The following is a 9,513-nucleotide window of genomic DNA, read 5'->3' on the forward strand; positions in this document are numbered from 1 at the left end:
CACAGCATCCTCCACGGAGTGGGCCGCGGGCGGCGTCGGAGTTTAAAAGGAGAAAGCACCGGGGCCGGCGGGTTACGGGCCCCCGCCGACAGGCCCAGCGCGCTGATGTGGTTGGTGAGCTGCCCGACCACCGCCTTGTCGGTGGAGCCGCCGGTGCCGGCCTTCGACACCAGGAAGCCGGCGGAGATGGAGATGACCAGCGCCGGAATCTGCGAGACGAGGCCGTCGCCGATGGTCAGCTTGGTGAAGGTGTCCAGCGCCTGCAGGATCGGCATGTCGTAGCGCAGGACCGCCAGCGACACGCCGCCGATGATGTTGATGAACATGATCATCAGGCCGGCGACGGCGTCGCCCTTCACGAACTTCGACGCACCGTCCATGGAGCCGAAGAAGGCGCTTTCGTCCTCCAGCTCCTTGCGCTTGGCGCGGGCGGTGGTCTCGTCGATCATGCCGGCGGACAGGTCGGCGTCGATGGCCATCTGCTTGCCGGGCATGGCGTCCAGGGTGAAGCGCGCCGCCACTTCGGCGATGCGGCCCGAACCGGCGGTGATGACCTTGAAGTTCACGATCGTCAGGATCGCGTAGACGATCACGCCGATGATGAAGTCGCCGCCCATGACGAAGCCGGCGAAGGCCTCGATGACATGGCCTGCCGCGGATGTCCCCTCATGCCCCTGCGTCAGGATCAGGCGGGTCGACGCCATGTTCAGCGACAGGCGCAGCAGCGTCGTGATCAGCAGGATGGTCGGGTAGGAGGACAGCTCCAGCGGCTTTTCGATGAACAGCACCACCATCAGGATCAGGATCGAGATGGTGACGTTCAGCCCGAGCATCATGTCGAGCAGCATCGGGGGCAGCGGCAGGATCAGCCCGACGACGATCAGCATGATGCCGGCCGCCATCACGATGTCGCCGCGCTTCAGCGCTCCCTTGGCGACGGCCACCATGTCGGTCAGCGCGGTCATGTTGCCGCCGCCCGCCCGCGTCCCCGGATTGTGTTCGGTCAGTGCCATGCCGCCGCTCCTCCGCCTTTCCCCCGATCAGCGGATCAATAGGCCGCCCGTTCCTCGCTGCCCGGCGGCGGCACCGGCACGCCCTCCTCGCTGTACTGCTTCAGCTTGTTGCGCAGCGTGCGGATCGAGATGCCCAGGATGTTCGCCGCGTGGGTGCGGTTGCCCAGGCAGTGCGACAGAGTGCCGATGATCAGGTCGCGCTCGACCTCCGCCACCGTGCGCCCGACGAGGCCCTGGACGGCGGGGGCGCCGGACGCCGCTCCGGCGTTGCCGTAGGCCGCCGCGCCCGCCGCATGGCCCTGCGGCGGTGCGTAGGAGGTCGGGTAGCCGGGAGCCGGCTGCCCATAGCCGCGCGGCGCCTGCGGCACCGTGCCGCCCGGCCCGGCGAAGGGGTTGGCGACCGGCGAACCGGTCGGGATCGACGCTTGCGCCGAGCCTTCCGGGGCGAGCAGCTGGCTGGTCAGCATGATCGCGTCCGGCCCCACCGTCTCCGACTTGGAGAGCAGGACGGCGCGGTGCATGGTGTTTTCCAGCTCGCGCACGTTGCCGCGCCAGTGGTGGGCGCGCAGCATCAGCAGCGCGTCGTCCGACAGCCGCTTCTCGCCCAGACCATTGGCCTGCGCGTATTTCTTCAGGAAATGGTCGGCGATCATCGGGATGTCGGCCGGCCGTTCGCGCAGAGACGGAATGGCGACGCTGAAGACGTTCAGCCGGAAATAGAGATCCTCGCGGAAGTTGCCGGCGCGGACTTCGTTCTCCAGGTTGCGGTTGGAGGTGGCGACCAGACGGACATTGACCTTCACCGGCTGGGACGAGCCGATGCGGTCGATCTCCTTCTCCTGGATGGCGCGCAGCAGCTTGGCCTGGAGCCGCGGGTGCATCTCCGACAGCTCGTCGAGCAGCAGGGTGCCGCCGTTGGCCTCCTCGAAACGGCCGAGCCGGCGGGCGACGGCGCCGGTGAAGGCGCCCTTCTCATGGCCGAACAGCTCCGATTCCAGCAGGTTCTCCGGGATGGCCGCGCAGTTCACCGCGACGAAGGGCGCGTCGGAGCGCCGGCTCTTGCGGTGGATGTAGCGGGCCATCAGCTCCTTGCCGGTGCCGCTCTCGCCGGTGATGAGGACGGAGGCGTCGCTGGGCGCCACCTGGTCCGCCAGCCGCAGGGTCGCCAGCATGGCCGGGTCCTGGCAGACGATGGCGTGGCTTTCCTCCGCCACCGCTTCCAGCACGGCGGCGATCAGCTCCGCGTCGGGGGGCAGGGGGATGTATTCCTTGGCGCCGGCGCGGATCGCCTTGACCGCCGCCGCCGCGTCGGTGCCGATGCCGCAGGCCACCACGGGAATGGTGATCCGTTCCGCCTTCAGGCTTTCGATGAAGGTCGCGATGTCGAGTTTGACGTCGATCATCACGAGGTCGGCCCCCGCCGCCGCGCGCAGGGCGTTCAGGGCGCCCTCGATGCTGTCGGTGTGGGACACCTTCGCCCCGCGCTGCATGGCGATCTTGCCAGCGGCGGTGATGTACCCTTCCAACGTTCCAACGATCAGCAGACGCATCTTACGCTCCCCTCGGAGAACCCCGGTCGGAGTCCCGATCGAAGTACTGAATCCGCTTTCCAGGCGGAAGAACGGCGTTCAGGAGCATCTCCAGACGCCGCGGATTTTCCTGTCGCGCGATGGATACCGCGCCGATGGTGTAGAGAGTCTTGACGAGCGCGTCCTCTTCCGCCGTCCGCTCGACCTTGGCGGCCAATGGGGCCAGAGCGACGTTGCCGAGCACCGCGCCGTAGAAGGTGGTCAGCAGGGCCAGCGCCATCGCCGGACCGATGCTCGACGGGTCGTTCAAGCTGCCCAACATCTGGACGAGGCCGACCAGCGTGCCGATCAGCCCCATGGCCGGCGCCACCTCCGACGCGCGGCGCAGCACGCCGGCGCTCTTGACCTTGCCGGCGCCCGACGCCTCGACCTCGCCGATCAGCATCCGCTCGATGTCGTCGGGCGGCAGCCCCTCGGCCACCAGCGTGACCGAGCGGTGCAGGAACGACTCGTGCTTCAACTCCGGCAGGACGTTGCGCAGCGTCTCCGGCGCGCGGCGCGCCGCCTCGGCCAGCAGCAGCACCTGCCGGGCCACGCCGCGCGGGTCGCTGGTCCGGTGGATCAGCACCGCCCCGGCGTCGCGCCACGCGATGGCCACGTCGGACAGCGAGAAGGAGGCGGTGGTGACCGCCAGCGTGCCGCCCAGCACGATGATGAGCGACGGCGGATCGACGAAGGCGCGCAAACTGCCGCCCGACGCCATGGCGACGAAGATGACCACCGCGGCGGCGGCCAGACCGACCAGCGTCGCCACGTCCACCCCGCCGCGCGGGCGGGCGGAACGCCCACCCCGGCGGGACGATTCAGCGCTGTCTCGTGTGAGGCTCATCCGCGGTCCGACTTGATGATTTCGGTCATGGTGATGCCCAGCCGGTCCTCCACGACCACGACTTCGCCGCGGGCGACCAGACGGTTGTTCACGTAGATGTCGATGGCCTCGCCGACCTTGCGGTCCAGCTCCACCACCGCGCCGCGCCCGAGCTTTAGCAGCTGGCTGACCTGCATGGTCGATTTGCCGAGCACGGCGGAGATCTGGACGGGAATGTCGTAGACCGCTTCCAGGTCCTTGGCCGGACCCAGGCCGGTCTCATACTCCGCAATGTCACTGCGGCCGCCGCCGTCCAACTCGTCGAGGGAGAAGCTGTCCTTGGCCATCAAAGTCTCCAGAAGCCCTTAGAACCTCAAAAAAAATCCTGTTCGCTGCAATCGGTCCGCCGCGGCGTCAGCCCGGCGGCGCCTCCAGCAGGCCGGCCATCCGCCGTTCGATCTGGGCAAGCAGGCCGGCGGTGTCCCGCTCCACCCCGCCTTCGGCCCATTCGATCCGGCAGCTTCCCGGCGCCAGCCCGGGATCGCCTACCACCATCAGCTTCGCGCCGAAGCCGCGGGCGGCGATCACCTGATCCAGATGCTCGCGCACCGCGTCCACCGTGTCGTCGGCGACGCGCACCACCAGACGCGGCTCGTCGATCAGGTCGGTCAGGCAGGCGCGCACCAGCCCCTCCACCTCCATCAGCCCGCCGCGCCGCGCCAGCTCCGGCATCAGCTTGCGGACGATGGCCAGGGCGATGTGAACGGGCTGGTCGGCCCGCTGGGCGCTGGTGGCGTAATGCTCGTTCAGCAGATGCTGCACGCCGTTGCCGATGGTCTCCAGCGCGTTGGCGGTCCGAGCCTGCACCGTCGCCTCGATCTCGGCGCGGGCCTTCTCGTAACCGTCCTTGCGGCCGGCGTTGTTGCCGTCCAGGAAGCCTTTGCCATAGCCCGTGGACTTGCCGGCGGTCTCGCCCTCCGCGAAGCCGGCGGCGCGGGCGGCGGCCAGATCGGCCTCGCCGAACACCGGCGGCGGCGGCTCGGGTGGCAACTCCGGTTCCGGTTCGGGGTCCGGCTCCGGCAGGGGGATGTTGTCGAAATAGTCGTCGTCGGCCTGGAGTTGCCGGCGCGGCGGCGCATCCACGTCGAAGGACTCGTCGAACAGGAATTTGCGGACCGAACTCATCGCGTCAGCTCTCCTGGTACAGCCAGTTGCGCAGGATCGACACCGCTTCCTCCGGGTGCTTCTCCACGATCTCGCCGACCTTGCGCAGCGAGGAGGCGCGGACGCGGCCTTCGACGCGGTTGATGTCGATCATCTGCTCCAGTTCCTCGTCGGCCTGGGCGGCTTCCAGGGCGAGATCCTGGGCCAGCGCGCCGGTCGGCGCGGCCAGCGCGGCGGGCATGCCGCTCTGGTCGGCCAGCAGGCGGTCCATGTCGTCCTCCTCCTGCTGGTCGGCCTTCTCGAAGGCGCGGGTGATCAGCGGGCGGATGACCAGCAGGATGATCAGCACGGCGACGATGCCCAGCACGACCATCTCCGCGATGCGGAACAGGTCGTCCTTGGTCATGCCGAGAAACAGCTCCTCGGGCTTCTGGATGTCGTCTTCCGGCGACCAGAAGCGCATGTTGATGACTTCCAGCGTGTCGCCGCGCACGGCGTCGAGGCCGACGGCGGAGCGGACGAGCGCCTTGATGCTTTCCAGCTCCTGCTCCGGCCGCGGCTGGTAGGCCGCCGGGTTGCCGTCCTTGGGCAGGCTGTAGGTGCCGTCGACCAGCACCGCGACCGACAGGCGGCGCACCTGCCCGGATTCGCGGACATGGTTCTTGGTGGTCCGGCTGATCTCGTAGTTGATCGTCTCTTCGCTGCGGTTCTGCTTGTTCTGCGAGATCGGCCCGGCGTTGTTTCCCGACTGCGCAGTCGGCAGATTCTGGTCCACGGTGACCGGCGACAGCGGATCGCGGTCGTGGCTCTCGTTCGCCTCCGTCACCGTCTGGGTGGAGCGGACGACCTGGCTTTCCGGATCGAAGATTTCGGATTGCGTGGTGATTCGGTCGAAGTCGAGGTCGGCCGACACCTCCGCCCGCACCTTGCCGTAGCCGACGGTGCGGCCCAGCAGGTCCTCGATGATGCGGGCGACGCGGCTCTCGTAGGCGACCTTCTTCTCCTCCGCCGAGGCCAGCATGGCGTCCGCGCTGTCGTTGCCGGTGCCGCGGGCGAGCAGGGTGCCCTTGTCGTCGACGATGGAGATGCGGCTGGGGTCGAGGTTCGGCACAGAGGCGGCGATCAGGTGCTGGATCGCCTGGATGTTCTCGCGCGACAACTGGGCGCCGGGGCGCAGCTTTATGAAGATGCTGGCCGTCGCCGGGTTCTGCTGGCGGGCGAACAGCTCGCGCTTGGGCAGCACCAGATGGACGCGGGCGCTCTGCACCCCGTTCAGCGTCTGCACCGTGCGCGCCATCTCGCCTTCCAGGGCGCGCAGGTGGTTGATGTTCTGCATGAAGCTGGTGGCGCCGAAGCCTTCGCCCTTGTCGAACAGCTCGTAGCCGATCGAGCCGCCCGAGGGCAGGCCGGCGGCGGCCATCCGCATGCGGGTCGGCCCCACCTGCTCGGCGGCGACCATGATCTTCGTGCCGGTCTTGTCGACCGTGAAGGGGACCTTCGCCTCCTCCAGCTTCTTGGCGATGGCGGCGGCCTCGGTGGGCTGGAGTTCGGCGTAGAGAAGCTCCATCTCCGGGGTGGAGAGGCGCGTCATCAGATAGACGAAGAATCCGATCAGGAGCAGGCCGACGCCGCCGATGGCGGCCAGGCGCGCGGGACCAAGATTGCGCAAGGTCTGCAGAAGGTTGTTCACGCGCTAGTCCCCGATCGGATGCCCCGGTGGGTGTCCGGGAGTTTCTTGATTTCGCAGACGCAAAAAAGAAATTTGCAAGAACCGCGCCGGCTCTTGTCTTGAGCGCGCATGCTGGGCTGTCTTGATGAAGAGAGGGTTAATTCATGGGCAGGAATTGCCCAGTGCCCGGCAAAAAGTGCCTATCGATGCGCGCCTGCAACGCTCTTCTGCCCACCTGTGAACGAGGAATGGAGCGTCGATTCTCCGAAGAAGTGCATCTGTCAGATTGTTTCGGTTCTAAGCAATTTTAAATTACTCCGAAAGAAGGAATAATGCGTGTGTGAGTAACCATTCCCTTTCTGTGGTTTGTTGGGACGTAGGTAGTAAATGCCGCGACGGTGGTTGACTTTACACCGCCGACGTCATAGCTGAGTTGCAATGGTCGCTTGTCCGATACCAAAAAGATCGTGGCACAACCGCGTCGGAATCTTTCCAACGCAGAACCGAATGTTGCTTCGCGCGACATGGGGCTTTGCCACTTTTCCTGATGGGGGAATGTTGTGAAAAAACGTGGACGTGAGAAGAAGGAAGGCCTCAATGAGGTCGATGTGTTTGTTGGGCAGCGCCTGCGCGAACTGCGCATGCTCGCCGGCTTGAGCCAGAGCGATGTCGCATCGGCTTTGGGGCTGACGTTCCAGCAGCTTCAGAAGTACGAGCGCGGCTTCAACCGGGTCTCGGCCAGCCGGCTGTTCAAGCTTGCCCAGTTCTTCCGGGTGCCGGTTTCCGTCTTCTTCGAGGGGCTGGAGGAGCGCCACGCCGCGCAGGAGGCGGGGATCGCCAGCCCGCAGGCGGAGGAATCGGAGGGCACTCTGCGGTCCCGCGAGGCGCTGATGCTCGCCCGCTACTTCCAGAGCATCCGCGACCCGCAGATCCGCGGAGCGATCCGGGAACTGGCCGAACGCTGCGCCGACCAGACCGATGGTGCCGGTGGCCCGACCCTGGACGAGAATGCCGGGGTGGTCGAACCGACCGTTGCACGCGGGCGTCACGGGCGCAGCGCCGGCCACAGCGCCGGGCAGGCGTGAGGAGTGGGCGGCGTCGCCGTGGGAGCCCGGTCCCCCGCGGTGCATCCGCCCGGTTTCGTTGGTAGGATTGGCCCCGGCGTCGCCGTTGGGCCGCGTCGGTTCGCGCCGCCTTGCCGCCTCGGCCCCCCGTGAGGCGGTCGGGTGTGCGCCTTTGATTCGATTGGGTTTGCATCGATTGTCGCATCGATTGTCGATGACGGAACTCGATGCGGGCGGGCAGGAATTTTGTCGAAGCCCGTGATGTCCGGCCGCCCCCGCCACGTCCCCGGCGGCCGTCGCGTTCGTCGGCAGCACGAAGCCGCGCAAGCGCCTCGGCCGGGACACGTCCGCCGAGGCGCTGGACGAACGGCTGCAATCCGTCGATAAGGCAGGCCGGAACATGGCTGTTGCGGCGGGCGCTCGAATCCGCCCGCTCCATCCGCGATCCGAGACGGGTGGCGCCTTCTCGATCTGGCCGGTCGCCGATCAGCCATCACGGAACTCACCCAACCACACCGATGGTGTTCGATGCAAAATTCCGGAGAACCGAAGACAGGCTTCCTTGGTCGGCGGGAACTCGACCTCCCGGTAACCATTTTCGAGGTGATGTCCCGCCTGTCGGACGAGCACAAGGCGATCAATCTCGGCCAGGGCTTTCCCGACGAGCGCGGCCCTGCCGACGTGCTGGAGGTGGCGGCCAAGGCCATACTCGAAGGGTGGAACCAGTACCCGCCGATGGTGGGCACCCCGGACCTGCGGCAGGCGCTGGCCGCCCACGGCAAGCGGTTCTACGGGCTGGACATCGATTGGAAGACCGAGGTGCTGGTGACCTCCGGCGCCACGGAGGCGCTCACCGCCAGCCTGCTCGGCCTTATCGAGCCGGGCGACGAGGTCGTGCTTTTCCAACCCATGTACGACAGCTACCTGCCGATCGTCCGTCTGGCCGGCGGCGTGCCGCGCTTCGTCAGCCTGAAGGCCCCGGACTGGAGCTTTACGCGGGCGGACCTGGAGGCGGCCTTCTCGCCGAAGACCAAACTGGTTCTCATCAACGACCCGCTGAATCCCGCCGCCAAGGTCTTCACCCGCGCGGAACTGGAGCTTCTGGCGGAATTCGTCCAGCGCTTCGACGCCTTCGCCGTGTGCGACGAGGTGTACGAGCACATCGTCTTCGACGGGCTTGCGCACATCCCGCTGATGACCCTGCCGGGCATGCGCGACCGCTGCCTGAAGATCGGTTCCGCGGGCAAGACCTTCTCGCTGACCGGATGGAAGGTCGGCTACGTCACCGGCGCGCCGCACCTGCTCCAGCCCGTCGTCAAGGCTCACCAGTACATCACCTTCACCACGCCGCCGAACCTTCAGACGGCGGTCGCCTATGGGCTGGGCAAGGACGACGCCTATTTCGCCGGGCTGGCCACCGGGCTCCAGGCAAAGCGCGACCGGCTGGCCGACGGGCTGCGCGCCGTGGGGTTCGAGGTGCTGCCGTCCGCCGGCACCTATTTCGTGGTCGCCGACGTGTCGCCCTTCGGCTTCGACGGGAACGACGAGGATTTCTGCCGCCGTCTGACCGCCGAGGCCGGGGTGACGGCCATCCCCGTCGGGGCCTTCTTCGTCCAGGACGCGCCGCGGAGCTTCATCCGCTTCTGCTTCTCGAAGAGGGATGAAATCCTCGACGGCGCGGTTGAGCGGCTGATGGCGTATTTCTCGCGGAAATGACGTGAGGAGCTCCGCCGTCAACGCTGGATGGAGAGGCTTGCCGGAGACTTCGGTGGCGTGATACCCCTTGTCCTCTAGGGTCGATACCGGGCCGGAACGGATCATCGTCCGGACCCGCCCCGGTGGACCGCCTGTGGAAAGACCGGGATGCGTCTGCCGATCTCGTTCCGCTGGTGCGTGTTCGCCGCCGCCGCCGTCGCGATCACGGTGGTCTGGGGGGCCTACGCGCAGGTGGCGCGCGAACTCCTGGACGGCCAGACGCGGGAAGCGGTGGCAAAGGCCGAGGTCATGGTCCGGGCCTTCGCCAAGAGCACCCACCGTGCGGTGCACGAGGTGGACATCACGCTGCGTTCCCTGGCTCTGGAGTTCGGGGAGAACGGCCTGCCCGGCATCCGCAATTTCCTCGACCAGACGCTCTACGATCCGACGCTGATCCATCACTTCACCGTGCTCGACGCCGATGGAACCGTGCTGTTGCGCAGCGAAGGGC

The 9,513-nt window shown here is 67.2% G+C and carries 8 protein-coding genes and 1 pseudogene; 3 read left to right on the plus strand and 6 right to left on the minus strand.

The genetic code is table 11. The features are described 5' to 3' along the window. The 6 genes from GBZ26_RS22740 to fliF form a co-directional block, all read right to left on the minus strand. The coding region (locus GBZ26_RS22740) for an FHIPEP family type III secretion protein (protein WP_247884875.1) at positions 1-1,013 on the minus strand (1,013 nt) is incomplete at its 3' end. A gap of 35 nt (positions 1,014-1,048) precedes the next feature. Continuing rightward, on the minus strand, positions 1,049-2,563 hold the full coding sequence (locus tag GBZ26_RS22745) for a sigma-54-dependent transcriptional regulator (RefSeq protein WP_174440806.1): 1,515 nt from the start codon (positions 2,561-2,563) through the stop codon (positions 1,049-1,051). A gap of 1 nt (position 2,564) precedes the next feature. Next, positions 2,565-3,431, minus strand: a complete 867-nt coding sequence (locus GBZ26_RS22750) for a motility protein A (protein ID WP_174440807.1) — start codon at positions 3,429-3,431, stop codon at positions 2,565-2,567. Further along, the gene (gene fliN, locus GBZ26_RS22755; RefSeq protein ID WP_014198330.1) at positions 3,428-3,757 is read right to left on the minus strand and encodes a flagellar motor switch protein FliN; all 330 of its coding nucleotides are present in this window, start codon (positions 3,755-3,757) and stop codon (positions 3,428-3,430) included. Before fliN ends, GBZ26_RS22750 begins: the two co-directional genes overlap by 4 nt. Before the next feature lie 67 nt (positions 3,758-3,824). After that, positions 3,825-4,595: a FliH/SctL family protein gene (locus GBZ26_RS22760; protein WP_174440808.1), complete on the minus strand. Its 771-nt coding sequence runs from the start codon at positions 4,593-4,595 to the stop codon at positions 3,825-3,827. A 4-nt stretch (positions 4,596-4,599) separates the two neighbouring features. Further along, positions 4,600-6,264 (minus strand): flagellar basal-body MS-ring/collar protein FliF, encoded by a 1,665-nt coding sequence (gene fliF, locus GBZ26_RS22765; protein WP_145672682.1) that lies wholly within the window; start codon positions 6,262-6,264, stop codon positions 4,600-4,602. 587 nt (positions 6,265-6,851) lie between these two features. Here fliF and GBZ26_RS22770 point away from each other — a divergent pair. The 3 genes and pseudogenes from GBZ26_RS22770 to GBZ26_RS22780 all read left to right on the plus strand — a co-directional run. Further along, positions 6,852-7,328 carry a helix-turn-helix domain-containing protein gene (locus tag GBZ26_RS22770; RefSeq protein ID WP_343207241.1) on the plus strand — a complete coding sequence of 159 codons (477 nt, stop codon included), beginning with the start codon at positions 6,852-6,854 and terminating at the stop codon, positions 7,326-7,328. A gap of 507 nt (positions 7,329-7,835) precedes the next feature. Continuing rightward, positions 7,836-9,023 carry an aminotransferase gene (locus GBZ26_RS22775; RefSeq protein ID WP_174440810.1) on the plus strand — a complete coding sequence of 396 codons (1,188 nt, stop codon included), beginning with the start codon at positions 7,836-7,838 and terminating at the stop codon, positions 9,021-9,023. A 147-nt stretch (positions 9,024-9,170) separates the two neighbouring features. Beyond that, positions 9,171-9,513, plus strand: a pseudogene (locus GBZ26_RS22780) (sensor histidine kinase); the annotation flags it as partial.

Origin of the sequence: Azospirillum formosense, from assembly GCF_013340925.1 — a bacterium.
In the GTDB taxonomy this organism is placed as follows: Bacteria; Pseudomonadota; Alphaproteobacteria; order Azospirillales; family Azospirillaceae; genus Azospirillum; species Azospirillum formosense.